Source organism: Pirellulales bacterium, assembly GCA_036499395.1.
Lineage (GTDB): Bacteria > Planctomycetota > Planctomycetia > Pirellulales > JACPPG01 > JACPPG01.
Window position 1 is genome coordinate 16,205 of sequence record DASYDW010000124.1, and the last position, 15,146, is coordinate 31,350.

The following is a 15,146-nucleotide window of genomic DNA, read 5'->3' on the forward strand; positions in this document are numbered from 1 at the left end:
GGGACGATCCTCGGCCGTCGTCGCGACGTATGATTACTGGTAAGCTACGCGCGGCGGACAGCGCGACGGATCAGTGTTCGCTCCCCACCGTAATCCTCATTCAGTTTGCCTCAATGGACACGCCCCACGACCCGCTCGCTGACCAGCCGCATTATCCCATCCCCGGCACGATTACGGTCATGTCGTCGACCCCGACGCCCGCGATCGACATTCCACCGCCGCCGCCGCGACGGCGCTATCGGTCGCGAACGCGGCAGCAGATCCTGGCGCCCTTGTTGCTGTTCGGGCTGACCTGCGTCGCGACCTTCTGGGCCGGTAGCTCGCCCAACATCCAGTTCATGCGGCATGACTTCGTGAATCGCGTCTTTCCGCAGTTCGGGGGCGTGGCCGATGGCGTCGTTCTTATCGGTCGCTGGCAAGACGGATTCATCTACATGTCGGCCGTGATGGCCATCCTGCTTGCGCACGAGATGGGGCATTTCCTGCAAGCACTGCGTTACGGGGTGCCGGCCAGCTTGCCTTTTTTTATTCCCATGCCGTTCACGCCGTTGGGAACGATGGGCGCCGTCATTGGCATGCAAGGTTCCGAAGCGGACCGCAAGGAACTCTTCGACATTGGCCTTTCCGGTCCGCTGGCCGGTTTGCTGGTGGCGCTACCTATCGCCTGGATCGGCATTCAGCAGGCCATACCCATCCCGATGAACTTTAAGTTCGATCCCCATGATTACCATCTACAAGACCCGCTGCTCTTTAAATTGATGATGCAGAAATTGCATCCCGAGTTGCTCCCCGGCCAAGAGCTGGCAATCAATCCTCTACTAATGGCCGGCTGGGTTGGCATGCTGATTACCGGTTTGAACATGCTGCCTATCAGTCAGCTCGATGGCGGACACGTTTCGTATTCGCTGTTTGGCCGCGGGTCGTTTTGGCTGGCGCGCGGCGTGGTCGTGGCCGCGGTCTGTTTCATTTTTTTCGCCGGGGTGTACGGCTGGCTCGTGATGCTTTTCTTGGTCACGATGATCGGCGTGCAACATCCGCCGACGGCCAACGACCAGGTTGAACTCGGCTGGGGGCGCCGCATTCTGGGGTTAGCGTCGCTGGCAATCCCGGTCTTATGCCTGGCGCCGAATCCGATCAGCGCGATCGGAAACTGACGAATCGTAGCGATGCTCTGTGGCGTCGTGCGTCGGTTTAAATGGCGAACGAAAGCCGGATGGCCAGTGCCATATTACGAGGTGCTTTGCGTTCGATCATTCTTGCGTCATTCGACAGCAACGATCTCCACGGATGCTCTTCTTGCTCTTACAATTGGCCCGTGCCCTGCTTGCCTTCTTGCTTCGGGGAGGCAATCGTCGGAATTCGCGTGACAGTCGCGGGCAACATGGCCCAAGCGAGCAGGAAGTTGCCCGCGCCATGCAAGCAATGAGGAGAGAGTCCAACTGGCTCTACAGCGCGATAAAAGCAATCAAACGTCGAGTCAAGAAGAAGTTTCAGCTCGTCGACCTTCACCTACTAGTTGAAGGAAAAACGAAGTTTCGCGCATACGTCTTCTTCAAGAAGGATTCGGATATTCATGATCGCTCGCTGGACGGAACCATCGATCAGATCAAAGAGGTGGTCTATGAGGATTTGGAAAACGTCAGCCCTTTACAACGGCCAGACTTAACGGTCGAATTCGAGATAGACTCCGATGAAAACGTGAAGAAGAATTACCAGGGGAACTACTCTTTACGTTTGCGTTAAATCCGTCAAAACCGCGTAAGCGCGAAACGTCGAAATCGTTTGCTAACTCACTCCGGCTTTGCGCTCTGCTCGTTGGCCATTTCCACATCAGCGGTCCGTTTCGTTTGCACGTAGCGCACGACTAAACCGGTGAGAATCAGTGCGCCGCCGGCCACCGTCCACCAGGCTGGCCGCTCGCCGCCGGGCGTTAGCATGACCCAGATCGGCACGAGTACGGGCTCTAAGAGTGCCAGTGCCGCTGCCTCCTGCCCCGAAATTTCGCGCAGCCCGCGAGCGAACAACAAATACGGCACGCCCATCTGGAACAAACCGAACGCCGCCAGCACCAACAGTTGATAACCGCTGACCGGTTCGGCGACGAACAAAAAATACGGCGCCAAGAGCGCCGCCGCGGCCAAATGGTTGAGGGCCACCAGAAACGGCCCCGCATGCCCGCGCAGTGTCCGCATCGAGACGACAACCACGGCGTAAGCAACGCCGGACAATAGGCCCAGCATTACGCCGACACCGGCGCGCGATTCCAGGCTGTTGGCGCGCAGCTCGAACGACAAAATCACGGCCGCCCCCGCCAGCCCGCACACCAGCGGTACCAGATCGCGCGAATCGCGTGCGTCGCGATACAAGGTCAGGCTAAAGAGGAAGACCCACAGGGGAGCTGTGCTTTGCAGCCAAATCGCGTTCGCGGCCGTGGTCAGGGTCATCGATTGCAGAAACGTGACGTTCATCGCCGTGAACGCCAGCGCCATTGGCACCAGCCGCCAATCCCACCGCGGCTTACGCACGGCAGGCAGTAATAACATGCCGGCGAATAGCGCGCGCCAGAATGCCAATAACGTGCCGCGCACATCCTGCGGCCAATCGTCGAAGACGTGGGACTTCACGAACAGGCCGTTCGTGCTCCACAGCAGCGCCGCCGCAATGACGCAAAGTCGGCCAAACGTCTTACCGGACCAACGTGTGCCGTCGGTGCGAGATGCTTGCGCCATAATGATCACAGTGTGGCCGCGCGCACTGCGGCAGGGCAAGCGAGTACAAGGCTATTGAGCCCCGAATAGAAAGCCGCGTCAGCAGTAGTCCCGAATCCGGCTTGCAGCCCGGCTTAGGCCGAGGCCCCATTAACCGGCTGGCCGCCCGGCATAGCCACACGACCACTGACAAGCGCGTGCATGTTTTCGCACATCGTCTTCAGCGTTTCGCGCAGCTTGCGCAACTCGTCCTCATTCAAACCGTGAGTGGCACGAGCGCGAACCGCCAGGCCGCAAGCGACCATGCGGGCCCACTCTTCTTCGGCACGGGTCGTGGGGCGAATCAATTTGCGACGGCGATCGCTTTCATCCGTCACGCGCACGATCCAACCGTCGCGCTCCATACGGTCGAGTACACCGACCAATGTCGGCGCTTCGATGTGCATCCGCTCGGCCAGCTCGGATTGCGATAGCTCGCCATCGTGCGAGATGCAGGCCAGGACTTCCCACTGCCGGGACGTGATACCGTGCGCCGCCAACTCTTCATTCATCGCGCAGCTCAGGGCATGCGCAGTGGCGAATACCCAATACCCTACGCTGTTCTCAAAATCATAGTCGAGCATCAACGGTCCTGCGGTCGAATGAGAATTGCCAAGCCTGGAACTTATATTCTAGACGTCCTGAAAATGCCGTACAAGCAAATACCGCCTGGACCCGTCGTGGGGGTAGCAACCGCGATAGCGGGATTAGGTCGACGATTTCGCGGCAATTCAGGGCCGCTCACCGCCGGCGCCCCGCCAGCAATAAGCGAAAAGCATCTGCCACTCCAGACTTTGCACCCGCTGGCAAATCTCTTTGCTGGTCGAGCGCCCACCAGCGGCAGCCCGGCACAAGTCGATAAACTTGAACACGTCCCACTGCTTCTGCGTGCGCAAGAACTGTGCTTGATCGTCCCCATCGGCCGCCGCGGCAACGTCACGCGCCGCGATGGTCAGTTCGTCGTGAATGGGGTGCGCCGGCACGCGGCGAAACCAATACTTCGCATTTTCGTAATCTGGCTCGCGACGGTGCATGATGCCATGCCAATAACTTCCTTCGATGGTCGCCAATGATTGACTGATCTCGTGCGACTCGTCCAGAAAATCATGCAACAACCACAGGCCGGCCAGGCAGGCCTCGGCCATCTGCGGGTCCCGAACGGGGCGGGGCGCCACAAGCTGCTCAACGGTCAGGGCCGCGAGCTCGTCGTGACGTGACCGATCCCGAATGCCGGGCCCCAAGTCGTTTAGTTCCGTGCGATCGACCAGGCGGGCCACTAGCTCGTTGTAGTTCGGCGGAACAAAAGAGCTCATCTTGGTCGCCTTATTACTGTGACAGGGGGCGTGCCGCGGGGGCGACGGCGGCAAAAACGAACCGCTAATTTGGCCCCGCTTCTGGCTACCTTGCGCCGATTTGTGCTGGTAGAATGTCCCCTCTTTACCGGGCGGCGCAGGTCCGCGGTCGATGGCCCAATTGGCCAATTCCTTTGCCAAGATGACAGAGCGATGAGTAGCGATCAACCCGATCCCCAGCCGAACGACGCATCTGTTCCTTCCAGTGCAGCGGCGAACGTCGAAACATCGACCACAGCCAGCGCCCCACCGCCGACGAATCCCACGTCCGCGCCGCCGCGGATTGCGATTGGATCGCAGCGCGCCGGGAGCCGCATCCAGCGCCCGCGCGTTCCGCCGGCTCTAGCGCCGCGTCCGAAGCCAAAGCCCGTCGCACAACCAGGGGCCGCGCCAGCAGACGGCCCCACAGTAGAGTCGGCGCCGACGGCACCGCCCATTGCCGCGAGTGCATCGACGGAAACTTCGCACGACGTTTCACAAGCACCGCACACCACGCCCGTGACGGCCGCCCACACCGACGTTATCGATACTCCAGCGAGCCCACCCGCGCCAGCTCCAACTGCTGCGCCAGCGACGCCGGCTCCGCCCAAGCGTTCCCCCGCGCCCGCGTCTACGACGTGGGTCACAAAGACACCGGTCCCCAGTATTCGCGCCGAGTTATCCCCAGAGCTACAGCAAGAACTCGACGAAGCGCTCGGTGGGCTATCGCTCGACGACGTGCTCGAGCCGGGCAAGAAGACAGCCGCGACCGCCGACCTGGAGCCCGAGTCACGGCACCAGGCGAACATCGTTTCGATCCATAACGACGACGTGTTCGTCGAACTGGGTGGACGTAACCAGGGCGTGTTGTCGCTGCGACAATTCCCCGAGGCTCCGCAGGTCGGCCAGACGATCGAAGTCGTCGTCAATCGTTTCGACGGTGAAGAAGGGCTTTATCAACTCACGCTGCCGAACTCGGCCATCGTGGCCGCTAACTGGGGCGACATCCGCGAAGGCGTCGTTGTCGAAGCTCGCGTGACCGGCCACAACAAGGGTGGCCTGGAATGCGAAGTGAATAACATTCGCGCCTTCATCCCGGCCAGCCAGATCGACGTCTATCGCGTCGAAGATCTGGAACAATTCGTCGGACAGAAATTTCCGGCCGTGGTCACCGAAGCGCGCGCCGAACGCGGCAACCTGGTGCTCAGCCGGCGAGCGGTCGTCGAGCGTCAAAAGGCCGCCGCCAAGGATCAGTTGCTCAGCGAGCTGGCCGAAGGTCAGGTGCGCGAAGGGATCGTGCGCAGCCTGCAGGCCTTTGGCGCGTTTGTCGACCTCGGTGGCGTCGATGGTCTGCTGCACGTCAGCCAGCTTTCGTGGCAACGCGTCAAGCACCCGGGCGACATCCTGCAGCTCGGGCAAACCGTCAAGGTGCTGATTCGCAAAATCGATCCCGATACGCACAAGATCAGCCTGGCATTGCGTGACCTGTCCGAGAATCCCTGGAAGACCGTCGCGGGCAAGTTCCCGGTCGGCACGACGCAGCGCGGCACTGTCTCGAAGATTATGGAATTCGGCGCGTTCGTGATGTTAGAGCCGGGCGTCGAGGGACTGGTACACATCTCCGAGCTTTCGCATCAGCGCGTGTGGCGCGTGGGTGACATCGTCAAGGAAGGGGACACGGTCGACGTCAAAGTGCAGTCGATCGACGCCGACCAGCAACGCATTGGCCTGTCGATGAAGGCGCTGGCCGCGCGTCCGGGACCAGTGAAGAAGGAAGAGCCTGAGCCTGAGGAAGCGCCACCACCGATTATCAGCAAGCGCAAGACGCCGCTTAAAGGGGGCGTGGGAAAAGGCTCCGGCGGCGACGCGTTCGGTCTGAAGTGGTGAGCGCGTAGCGCCGGCGATGTTCCACCCATCGCGCATCGAAGTTCAGATCGGGAAAGTCACGATCCTGGCGTCCACTTACGCGCGCCTCGCCCCCTTTTGAGTTCGCCGACCCCATTTCGCGTTAAATCCGGCATATTCCCGATTGACCGGACGTCCTCCGAAGGTGTCTACGAGCCCCGGTATCGCTCGCGGGGCTGCCCCGGCCTGCTAACTCGCCTTGACCCATCAAGGCCCCCTAGGATTTGATTGAGGGGCCGGCGGCCAAGGTGAGCTACATCTTCTTAGGCGGCCAGGGGTTGCCGCCGCGAATAGCAATCCATTTCTTTCTTGTGACTGCGCCCTGCCTCGGCGGCTACTAACGTCGTGTGGACAGGAGTGACCCCGAGCGACAGCCAAATACACAGGGCGCGCACGTGTGGAAGCAGTCTTGGACGTTTTGCAGCAAACCGATGAGGCCTTGGCCGCAGAGGCAGCCCGCGAGGGCTCCGATGGGCCGGCGTTCGTCGCCTTGGTCGAGCGTTTTCGCCAGCGTGTCTGGCGGATCTGCTACCGACTTTTGGGCAACGAAGCCGACGCTCACGATGCCGCGCAGGAAGTCTTCGTCCGACTGTTTCTCCATCGCACGCGCTTCGACGGCCGATCGAAATATGCCACCTGGGTGCATGCCATCGCGGTACGCACCTGCCTGGCGATTCGGCGCGGACGTGGCCGCCGGCAACGGCACGAAACCACGGCCGTCGGCAACCAGCTCGACGCGCCGGGCACCCGTCCTGACAGCGATCACTTGAGCATGGACGTGATGACCCTGCTCGAGGGTTTGGACGAAACAGATCGAGCGCTGCTGATTTTGAAATACGCCGAGAGCTACAGCTACGAGGAATTGGCCGAGATATTCGATCTCTCCGTGAGCGCGTGCAAGATGCGAGTCAGCCGCGCCCGCGAAAAGATCAACCAACAACACGGCGACGCGATGCGTTAAACGACAAAAAAGGTTTCAGATACCTTTTCTCGAGACTGCCATGAGCTTTGACATCTTCGAACAGCTTGCCGAACGTGACGTGCCGCCGGTGCCGACCGATTTCGATCGCCAGGTTCACGAGCGCGTCAACGATACGCTCCTGGGCGTTCATATAACCGAGTTCTTATTCCAAGTTGTCCCGTACGCGATTTTGCATTTTGGTCAGGCCGTGGTCGGTCTGGCGGCCCTGACACTGTCCGGAGGATTTCCCAACGATCGTGGCGACCGGTCAAAGCATCGCTAGAAGCCGGTAGCCCCGATCCAAGGCATTAACGCTCTCGACAATTCGCTCGTCCACGCCGCACAGATACCGCGGTTCCGCGGCGTGGTACTAACGAAACGGCGAAAGCTTTTGCGTGTTCGCTCAACAATCTCAAGCTCAATCACATTTTCGGAAAGAGGAGAACAATCATGGACTTCCCGCAAACCGTCGAATCGTGGCGCGATGCGCTCGTCGGCAGCTTCAATCACGCGTTTGGTCAGATTATCGACAAAGCCCCCAACGTTGTCGGCATGGTGATCGTATTGGTCGCGGGCTATATCGCGGCTCGGATTCTGGACCGCGTGGCCTCGGCCCTCAGCGATTCGCTAGGCCTGCAAACCGCCGCCGAGCGCAGCGGCTTGCTCGACTCGATGCGCCAAGTCGGGATCAACCGTAGCGTGTCGTGGATCGTCGGCCGGCTTACGTTCTGGCTCACGATGTGCGTGTTCCTCACAGCGGCGTTCAACATTCTTGATCTGCCGACGTTGACCACGGCTATGGAAACCTTGGTCGGTTACATTCCCAAGCTGCTGGTGGCCACGGTGGTCGTGGTGATCGGCCTGTTGATTGCCACCTTCCTCCGCGGGGTCGTCGCGACCAGTGCGGATCGCGTGGGCGTCACCTATGCCGAGCACCTGGCCAACGGCGTCTACTACGTGCTGGCCCTGATGACCTTCATCGCGGCCTTCGACCAGCTTGGGTTCCAGTTCGAGTTGTTGCAAAACATGATCTTGATCGCCTTCGGCGCCGTCTCGGCCGGGTTCGCCCTGGCCCTGGGCCTCGGTGGCAAGGAAGTGATGGGAGGCATCCTGGCCGGCTACTACACCCGGCAGCGGTTGCACGCCGGCGATCATGTGCATGTGTGCGGTATGGAGGGAACGGTGCGTGAGGTCGGTCCGGTCGCGACGGTCATCGAGACCGACGAGGACGGCCTGTTGAACCGACACAGCGTGCCGAATACCAAGATGCTGTCCGAGGCGGTTCGGTAAGCAGCTTGGACCTGTGGGGCATTCTCCCGACATGGGAGAGCCCCGCGTGCGGGTCCCGCGACTCTGCGGATTCGTGGGACCAAGAAAACTCGAGAGCCAAGGACGGGACTCTCGGCGGTAAAGCAAAGCCCTCGGAGTGACGAACGTTGCTCCGGGGGCTTTTTTGTTGGTCGTTCGGGTTTCAAATTCGTGCGATAGCACCCGGCCCAGAACCGCCTCGGATCATGCGAGCGCGAGCGGCGCTCTAGGTCGCTTCTCGCGTTGCGGCTAGAATCCCAGCCGCTCTGAAATGCTCTGCTCTTAGCTAGTTCGAGGCCCGGCCATGGATGGTTTGTTGCCGCGACGATTCATCGTCTGGGTGATTGCGATCGGCGTTGCTGCCTTTGCCAGCGACACGCTACGTGCCGCCGACAATCTGCTTGCGCAGTCAATGCTCGAAGACGCCGAGTTGCATGACGTCACGTTCGCCGACGCCGAGAACGGTTGGGCCGTCGGGGACCGCGGCATCATTTGGCGCACCGAAAACGCCGGGCAATCTTGGGAGCCCATCTCTATCGGCATCGCTTGCACGCTGCGCAGCGTGCATTTCAATAATGCCGAAAGTGGCTGGGCAGCCGGCGGCCAACAGCGTCCCTACCTCGACGCCAATAAGGGCGTGCTGCTCCACACCGTCGATGGTGGGCGAACATGGGAAGCCGACAAGGGAACCCTGCTCGCCACCTTCCGCGCGGTGAAATTCTTCGGTCCGCAGGGTTGGGCCCTGGCCGAGCCATCGGCGCTGTTCCCTTCGAGCGTCTTCTACACCGACAACGAAGGACGATCCTGGACGCCGCTCGCGGACCGGGAACCTGCCGAGTGGACGGTCGCCGATTTTGCCAATCCGCAGGTGGCCGCCATCGCCGGCGCCCGCGGTGCCCGGGCGGCCATCAGCCAACGGCGGCTCGACCCGTGGCAGCAAGCCGAGTATGGATTGCGCGAGCCACGTGCCGTGCGCCTGGCCAGTGCCCAGGACGGCTGGCTCGCCGGCGATGGGGGCTTGCTACTGGCGACACATGACGGCGGTCGCTCGTGGCAGCCAGCTCCGCAGGAACCACCGGCCGGCGAGCAGTTCGATTTCCGAACGGTCGAAATTGTCGATTCGCATTTGTGGGTGGCTGGCAGTCCTGGCGCGCGCGTCATGCACTCGCCTGATGGCGGAACGACGTGGGAAAGTCAGCCAACCGGCCAATCGCTGCCGATCAACAAATTGAAATTCGTCGACGCCGAACGTGGTTGGGCTGTCGGCGCGCTGGGAACGATCCTGGTCACGATCGACGGGGGTCGCACCTGGCAAAAACAACACGGCGCGCGCGAGCGAGTTGCGCTACTCGGCGTGTACAGCGATGCCGAGCGCGTGCCGCTCGAGGCCGTGGCCCGGCTGGCAGCGAACGAAGGCTATATCACGGCCATCGAGCTCGTCACTCGCCGCGATGCCGAACCAGATACCACGGCCGCGGTACGTCAAACCGAACGCGAACGCGCTGCCTTATTGGCAATCGGTTGCAGTAGCGCCGAGCGCACTTGGGGTTTCCCGTTGCGTCAGAGTGGATTGCAATCCGACGTCGAACAAATCGTCGACGGCTGGAATCGCATGTATGCGGGCCAAGGGGTCGAACGCTTGGAGGAACACCTGGTGCGCCAACTGCGCACTTGGAGACCGGAAATCGTCTTCACTTCGGCCGCCAGTCCCAGCGGCGACGATCCACTCGGGCATCTCGTCAATCAAGTTGTGCTGCGCGCCGTCGCAGACGCCGGCAGCAGCGAGAAATTTCCCGAACAGTTGTCCGACGTCGGCCTGAGCCCCTGGACTGTGAAGAAAGTTGCGGGCAGTCTTCCTGCCGGCAAGCTCGGCACGATCAATGTCAACACATCGCAACTCGCCCCGCGACTGGCGCGATCACTGGCCGATTACGCCGGCAACGCCCGTGGACTACTTGGCGACCATTACGCCGCGCCCCCCAGTGCCTGGGGCTTTCGACTGTATGTCGATGGCGTAGGGCAAGGGATGGGGCAACAGGATTTCTTCAGCGGCCTGTCGCTGGCACCAGCGTCCGATACGCGACGAGAGCTTCCCACAGCCGGACGCGCCGGCATGGATGCGATGCGACAAATCGCGGAGAAGCATCGCAACCTGCAGGCAATCCTTGCGCATACCGAGCGATCCGACCGCGGCGCGGCCGTGCTGCTCGGACAAATTGCCGACCTGACGCGCGGCCTCGATCCCGAGACGGCCGGACAAACATTGTTCGAGTTGGGGCACACGTATCGCGCGGATGGGCATTGGGATTTCGCCGCCTCGACATTTCAGCTTCTCGCCGAGAAGTATCCGCATCACGCGCTGGCCGCACCGTCGCTGGCCTGGCTCGTGCAATATTGGAGCAGCAGTGAAGCGTTAATCCGTTCGCAGCCGGCCCCCGAACCCCGATCGCGCAGCGTGGCACGCAACACTGCCGGTTTGATTCCCGCGGCGATGCCGCCGCCGGTCAGTCTACCGCTGCCATCGGTCGTGCAAACTGCTGGTCGTAGCGAAACGCAGCCCGCGCTCACGGGCCCAGCCGCGCGATATGTGAAGGCCGTCGACGCAGCGCAGGCATTGGAACGGATCGATGCCCAGGCCTGGAGCGACATGCACGTTCAATTTCCCTTGGCCATTGCCAGGACGCGCACCGCGACCGCAGGCCCGCAGGTGGATCGTTTCTTTGCCACCGTCAGCAATACACGTCCTCGCGACGCGTGGTGGGCCTGCGCCCGCGGCGAGCAATGGTTGTTCGAAGCAACCGGTGCCGCCCCTCCGAAAACCGCGGCGACCGCGCGCCGCGCGGCCGAAAAGCCTCGCTTGGATGGCGACTTAACGGACGAAGTCTGGCAGCAGGCAGTGCGTTTGGAACTTGCTAGCCCGCTCTCGGACGATGCCGAGTGGCCGGGAACCATGATGTTGGCCTACGACGAAGAGTTCCTCTACGTTGCGATTGACTGCCGCCGCGCACCGCAGGCAAACTATCCGACCGAGAATCGCACCCGCGAGCGAGATGCCGATTTATCGGCGCAGGATCGAATCGAGTTGCGTTTGGATGTGGATCGGGACTGGACCACGTTCTACAACCTGTCGGTCGACCATCGTGGCTGGACGGCCGAAGATTGCTGGGGGGACGCCAGTTGGAATCCGCGCTGGTTCGTGGCGGCCGCGCGCGGCGAAGAAAACTGGACCGTCGAAGCGGCGATTCCGCTGAACCAGCTTTCGTCCGAGCCTGTCGGGCCAAAGACCGTCTGGGCGCTCGGCTTACAGCGGATCGTGCCAGGTGTGGGATTTCAATCCTGGACGCGCCCCGCGACCGTAGTCGGAACGCCCGAAGGGTCCGGCTATATCATCTTTGAATGAAGCCCCTTAATCTTAAAGGGCCAGCCCGGCGTAGGATCGTGGCGACCTTTGGAATGGTCGCAGGCCGTGGCTGAATCGCCGACGGAAGGCGCGCCGCACGTGAGCTTCTTAATTGGCACGGATGAAGCCGGGTATGGACCGCCCCTGGGGCCCTTGGTCGTGGCGGCTACCGTTTGGGAAATCCCCGACGACGGGCTGGAGCCATCGGACGTAAATCTCTACGAACGGCTGCGACATTGCATTTGTCGCACCGCGAAGCGCGGCACACGAACGCCGCCGCGGCGCGTGGCCTTTGCCGATTCGAAATCGCTCTACAACCCCGCGCAAGGACTGTCGCAGCTCGAGCAGGGCGTCCTCATCGCGCTGTCGACACTCGATCAGCAGCCCGCGACCTGGCACGAAGCCTGGGACTGCTTCTGCCCGCAAGGGACTGACGGTGGTGATGCAGCGCCCTGGCACGCTGACTACGAGTCGCGATTGCCGCTAGCAGCGGAAACGAAGGAAATCGATCGCCTTGCCGGAAAACTGCGAAAGGGTTTCGAGCGCAGCGGCGTTCGACTGCGGGCTATGGCCGGCCGAGCGGTGTTTCCTGAACGTTTTAACGACCGGCTCGAAGTGCATGGCAACAAGAGCAATGCGCTCTCCGCAATCACGCTCGAACTGATCTCAGACATGATGGCGCCGCTTGCCGGAGCGCGCGTCTCGGTGATATGCGATAAGCATGGCGGCCGCGACTATTACGCGCCGCTAGTGCAACATTATTTTCCCGAGTGGCTGGTCGAGGCGCGGTGCGAAGGAAATCTGGAAAGTCGCTACGTCTTCGGCCCCGCGGAGACGCGCACCACGATTTCGTTCCGCTGCCGAGCCGAGCAAGCGTTGCCTGTGGCACTGGCTTCGATGACAGCCAAGTATCTGCGCGAGTTGGCAATGCGGGCCTTTAACGATTACTGGTGCCGGCAAATGCCCGAACTACGTCCCACGGCCGGCTACTCGCAAGATGCGCGCCGCTTCAAGAAGCAGATCGCGGCGCTCCAGACGGCGCTGGGCATCGACGATCGACAACTATGGCGTGCCAAGTAACCTCCGCCGCTTCAGGTGTCCTGCGGCCGGGCGTCGACGTTTACCCCTTGTCGCCGCCGGCAAAGCTCCGGAGACAGAGAACCAAGGCCGGCTTTCTGGGCCTATACTCTTGTTAACGCCTGCGCAGGTGTTGCGCGCCGGCACTGCTCGTTTCCGTGATGCGCCACGCTACTGCCTTGAACCCTGTGAGAAGTTGCCTCGATGGTCATCTATGTCGTTCGCCACGCCTGGGCCGGTCAATCGGGTGATCCTCGCTACGCCGACGATTCTTTGCGTCCGCTCACGGACAAAGGGCGCAAACGATTTCGCCGGATGGTTAAGAAACTGACGAAGCGAGGTTTTCACCCGGCGGCCGTGGGAACGAGTCCACTGATTCGTACGCGTCAGACGGCCGAGGTCATTAGCGATCTCTGCCCGGCTCACCCCCCGGTGACAATTCTCGAAAACTTGGCGCCGGGTGGCCGCCTCGAACCGCTTCTAAAGTGGACGCGCGACCAACTGCCCGGGGACGTCGCCTGGGTGGGGCACGCTCCGGACGTCGGTAGCCTGGCGGTCGACCTGATCGGGGCCGGACATGCTCAGATCGACTTCGAAAAAGGGGCGGTTGCCGCAATTCGCTTTGCGGGGCCCATCGCCGCAGGCACCGGCGAATTAATCTGGCTGGCAACCGCCGATCTCATGCGTTGCTAACAATCGGGGACGGGTCGGCGGAGAATCTGCGCCGGAGTCCAACTCGGTAGCGAGCCTGCATCAAAGCCGCCAAGGGGTCGAAATCCCTGGCATACCCCCGTAGCCTCGCCGCTTGAAGACCCTAGAATTTTATCAGATACTCTCTCTGACCTGGACGCCGGGCTTGCGTTAACTCCTCCGCGCGTCCCCTGCAGTGGGCGCAATCCACTCGCCCCAGCGCTGCATCCACACCATTCAAGCTCACACAGGATTCGAACATGCGATTTCGCGTCACTTTCGCCGCCGCGGTTTGCGGGCTCGCGTGCTGTTTGTTCGCCTTAACCATCGGTTGTGGAAAGCCCGCCGAGAAGAAGGCCGCCAAGGCTGACAAGAAAACGAAGGCCGAAGCAGCCACACCGGCCGAAGATGCAAAAACAGCGACCGAGAAATCGGCCGATGGCTCGAAAGAGCCCATCGGGACTACTGAAGAGGTCGTTTCCAAGCCGGCAGATGCTCCTGCCGCTACCGCCAGCAAGCGCGTGCTGCTCGGCTCACCGGACCTGACGGCCGGTATCCCCGGTGAAGGTGACCTCACGGTCGAACAGATCAAGGCCTGGTTCGATAAACCTGAAACGCTCGAGAAGCTCGAAATCGATCTGCCACTGGGCTTGAACGCCGGCATCCAACAGGCCGAGGCCGTTCTCGAAGCCAATCCCATGTCGCGCGGAATGATCGAGCTGGGGCGGCAGCTCTACTTCGATAAGCGGCTGTCGTCCGACGGCACCATCAGCTGCGCCAGCTGCCATGACCCCGAGCAAGGCTTTGCCGCTCATACGCAATTCGGCGTCGGCGTGCGCGGACAGACGGGCGGGCGAAATTCGCCGGTCTCGTACAACCGGATTTTCAGCGGTCCGCAATTCTGGGACGGCCGTGCCGGCAGCCTGGAAGAGCAAGCCGTGGGACCGATCGCCAATCCGATCGAGATGGCTAACACGCACGAGCAAGCAGTGGCGACTGTTAAGGGCATCGAAGGCTATCGAATGGAGTTCGACAAGCTCTTCGGTGGCAGTGATGGGGCAAACGTAAATATCGACAACATCGGTAAGGCAATCGCCACGTTCGAGCGGGCGATCGTCAGCGGTCCCTCGCCGTTCGATTACAACGAACAGCTCCGGGCCTATGCCAGCGCCGACCTGGACGAGCTGAAGGAAGATCCGGAGCTGTTGGCCCTGTACGAGAAGACCAAGGCCGCCGCGGCCGAACATCCGATGTCCGAAAGCGCCCTGCGTGGACGCGAGATTTTTTTCACCGACAAAGGCTCCTGCACGGCTTGCCACGTCGGTGCGAATTTGACCGACGAGTTGCATCACAACCTGGGCGTGGGAATGGATGTCGAGAAGCCGGACCTGGGCCGGCATGACGTGACGAAGGACGAGAAAGACAAGGGGTCATACAAGACTCCCACAATTCGCAACGTCGCGCTCTCGGCGCCGTACATGCACGACGGCTCGCACAAGACGCTGGAAGAAGTCGTGGCCTGGTACGACAAGGGGGGTCACCCAAACCCCACTCTCGATCCCAAGATCAAGAAGCTAAATCTGACGGATCAAGAAAAGACGGACTTGGTCGAGTTCATGAAGGCTTGCACCGGCGACTTTCCGAAGATCGAAACCGGTCGATTGCCGAAGTAAGCACGGCTCGCAGCGTTTCCCAGCCGGCAAAGGCAACCTTCACGTCGAAGTGTC

The 15,146-nt window shown here is 61.5% G+C and carries 13 protein-coding genes; 10 read left to right on the forward strand and 3 right to left on the reverse strand.

What is annotated here, in order from left to right; all coding sequences use genetic code 11:
- Positions 1-29 precede the first annotated feature (29 nt).
- Both VGN12_25060 and VGN12_25065 read left to right on the forward strand, forming a co-directional pair.
- Positions 30-1,154: a site-2 protease family protein gene (locus VGN12_25060; GenBank protein HEY4312744.1), complete on the forward strand. Its 1,125-nt coding sequence runs from the start codon at positions 30-32 to the stop codon at positions 1,152-1,154.
- Positions 1,155-1,287: 133 nt separating this feature from the next.
- On the forward strand, positions 1,288-1,743 hold the full coding sequence (locus VGN12_25065) for a hypothetical protein (protein HEY4312745.1): 456 nt from the start codon (positions 1,288-1,290) through the stop codon (positions 1,741-1,743).
- Positions 1,744-1,790: 47 nt separating this feature from the next.
- Here VGN12_25065 and VGN12_25070 read toward each other — a convergent pair whose 3' ends face one another.
- From VGN12_25070 to VGN12_25080, 3 genes are all read right to left on the reverse strand, one after another.
- Positions 1,791-2,729: a DMT family transporter gene (locus VGN12_25070; GenBank protein ID HEY4312746.1), complete on the reverse strand. Its 939-nt coding sequence runs from the start codon at positions 2,727-2,729 to the stop codon at positions 1,791-1,793.
- 113 nt (positions 2,730-2,842) lie between these two features.
- Entirely contained in the window at positions 2,843-3,331 is a 489-nt protein-coding gene (locus tag VGN12_25075; protein HEY4312747.1) for a MarR family transcriptional regulator, read from the reverse strand.
- Positions 3,332-3,478: 147 nt separating this feature from the next.
- The gene (locus VGN12_25080; protein HEY4312748.1) at positions 3,479-4,060 is read right to left on the reverse strand and encodes a hypothetical protein; all 582 of its coding nucleotides are present in this window, start codon (positions 4,058-4,060) and stop codon (positions 3,479-3,481) included.
- A gap of 192 nt (positions 4,061-4,252) precedes the next feature.
- On the opposite strand from VGN12_25080, the gene VGN12_25085 reads away from it, so the two are divergent.
- The 8 genes from VGN12_25085 to VGN12_25120 all read left to right on the forward strand — a co-directional run bounded on the left by VGN12_25085 (position 4,253) and on the right by VGN12_25120 (position 15,092).
- The gene (locus tag VGN12_25085) at positions 4,253-5,965 is read left to right on the forward strand and encodes a S1 RNA-binding domain-containing protein (protein HEY4312749.1); all 1,713 of its coding nucleotides are present in this window, start codon (positions 4,253-4,255) and stop codon (positions 5,963-5,965) included.
- 415 nt (positions 5,966-6,380) lie between these two features.
- A complete protein-coding gene (locus tag VGN12_25090) occupies positions 6,381-6,944 on the forward strand; it encodes an RNA polymerase sigma factor (protein HEY4312750.1) in 564 nt (187 codons plus the stop codon).
- Between the two features lie 40 nt (positions 6,945-6,984).
- Positions 6,985-7,227 carry a hypothetical protein gene (locus tag VGN12_25095; protein HEY4312751.1) on the forward strand — a complete coding sequence of 81 codons (243 nt, stop codon included), beginning with the start codon at positions 6,985-6,987 and terminating at the stop codon, positions 7,225-7,227.
- Positions 7,228-7,394: 167 nt separating this feature from the next.
- Positions 7,395-8,234: a mechanosensitive ion channel domain-containing protein gene (locus VGN12_25100; protein HEY4312752.1), complete on the forward strand. Its 840-nt coding sequence runs from the start codon at positions 7,395-7,397 to the stop codon at positions 8,232-8,234.
- 322 nt (positions 8,235-8,556) lie between these two features.
- The gene (locus VGN12_25105) at positions 8,557-11,652 is read left to right on the forward strand and encodes a YCF48-related protein (GenBank protein ID HEY4312753.1); all 3,096 of its coding nucleotides are present in this window, start codon (positions 8,557-8,559) and stop codon (positions 11,650-11,652) included.
- Positions 11,653-11,751: 99 nt separating this feature from the next.
- The gene (locus VGN12_25110; GenBank protein HEY4312754.1) at positions 11,752-12,732 is read left to right on the forward strand and encodes a hypothetical protein; all 981 of its coding nucleotides are present in this window, start codon (positions 11,752-11,754) and stop codon (positions 12,730-12,732) included.
- Positions 12,733-12,933: 201 nt separating this feature from the next.
- Entirely contained in the window at positions 12,934-13,422 is a 489-nt protein-coding gene (locus tag VGN12_25115) for a histidine phosphatase family protein (GenBank protein HEY4312755.1), read from the forward strand.
- Positions 13,423-13,679: 257 nt separating this feature from the next.
- Complete coding sequence (locus tag VGN12_25120) at positions 13,680-15,092, forward strand: cytochrome c peroxidase (protein HEY4312756.1); 1,413 nt, start codon at positions 13,680-13,682, stop codon at positions 15,090-15,092.
- Positions 15,093-15,146 lie beyond the last annotated feature (54 nt).

Coding starts and splice junctions, on each gene's coding strand:
- VGN12_25100 (HEY4312752.1), top strand. CDS start 7,395: ATGGACTTCCCGCAAACCGTCGAATCGTGGCGCGATGCGCTCGTCGGC.
- VGN12_25105 (HEY4312753.1), top strand. CDS start 8,557: ATGGATGGTTTGTTGCCGCGACGATTCATCGTCTGGGTGATTGCGATC.
- VGN12_25080 (HEY4312748.1), bottom strand. CDS start 4,060: ATGAGCTCTTTTGTTCCGCCGAACTACAACGAGCTAGTGGCCCGCCTG.
- VGN12_25065 (HEY4312745.1), top strand. CDS start 1,288: ATGCTCTTCTTGCTCTTACAATTGGCCCGTGCCCTGCTTGCCTTCTTG.
- VGN12_25085 (HEY4312749.1), top strand. CDS start 4,253: ATGAGTAGCGATCAACCCGATCCCCAGCCGAACGACGCATCTGTTCCT.
- VGN12_25070 (HEY4312746.1), bottom strand. CDS start 2,729: ATGGCGCAAGCATCTCGCACCGACGGCACACGTTGGTCCGGTAAGACG.
- VGN12_25095 (HEY4312751.1), top strand. CDS start 6,985: ATGAGCTTTGACATCTTCGAACAGCTTGCCGAACGTGACGTGCCGCCG.
- VGN12_25075 (HEY4312747.1), bottom strand. CDS start 3,331: ATGCTCGACTATGATTTTGAGAACAGCGTAGGGTATTGGGTATTCGCC.
- VGN12_25120 (HEY4312756.1), top strand. CDS start 13,680: ATGCGATTTCGCGTCACTTTCGCCGCCGCGGTTTGCGGGCTCGCGTGC.
- VGN12_25060 (HEY4312744.1), top strand. CDS start 30: ATGATTACTGGTAAGCTACGCGCGGCGGACAGCGCGACGGATCAGTGT.
- VGN12_25115 (HEY4312755.1), top strand. CDS start 12,934: ATGGTCATCTATGTCGTTCGCCACGCCTGGGCCGGTCAATCGGGTGAT.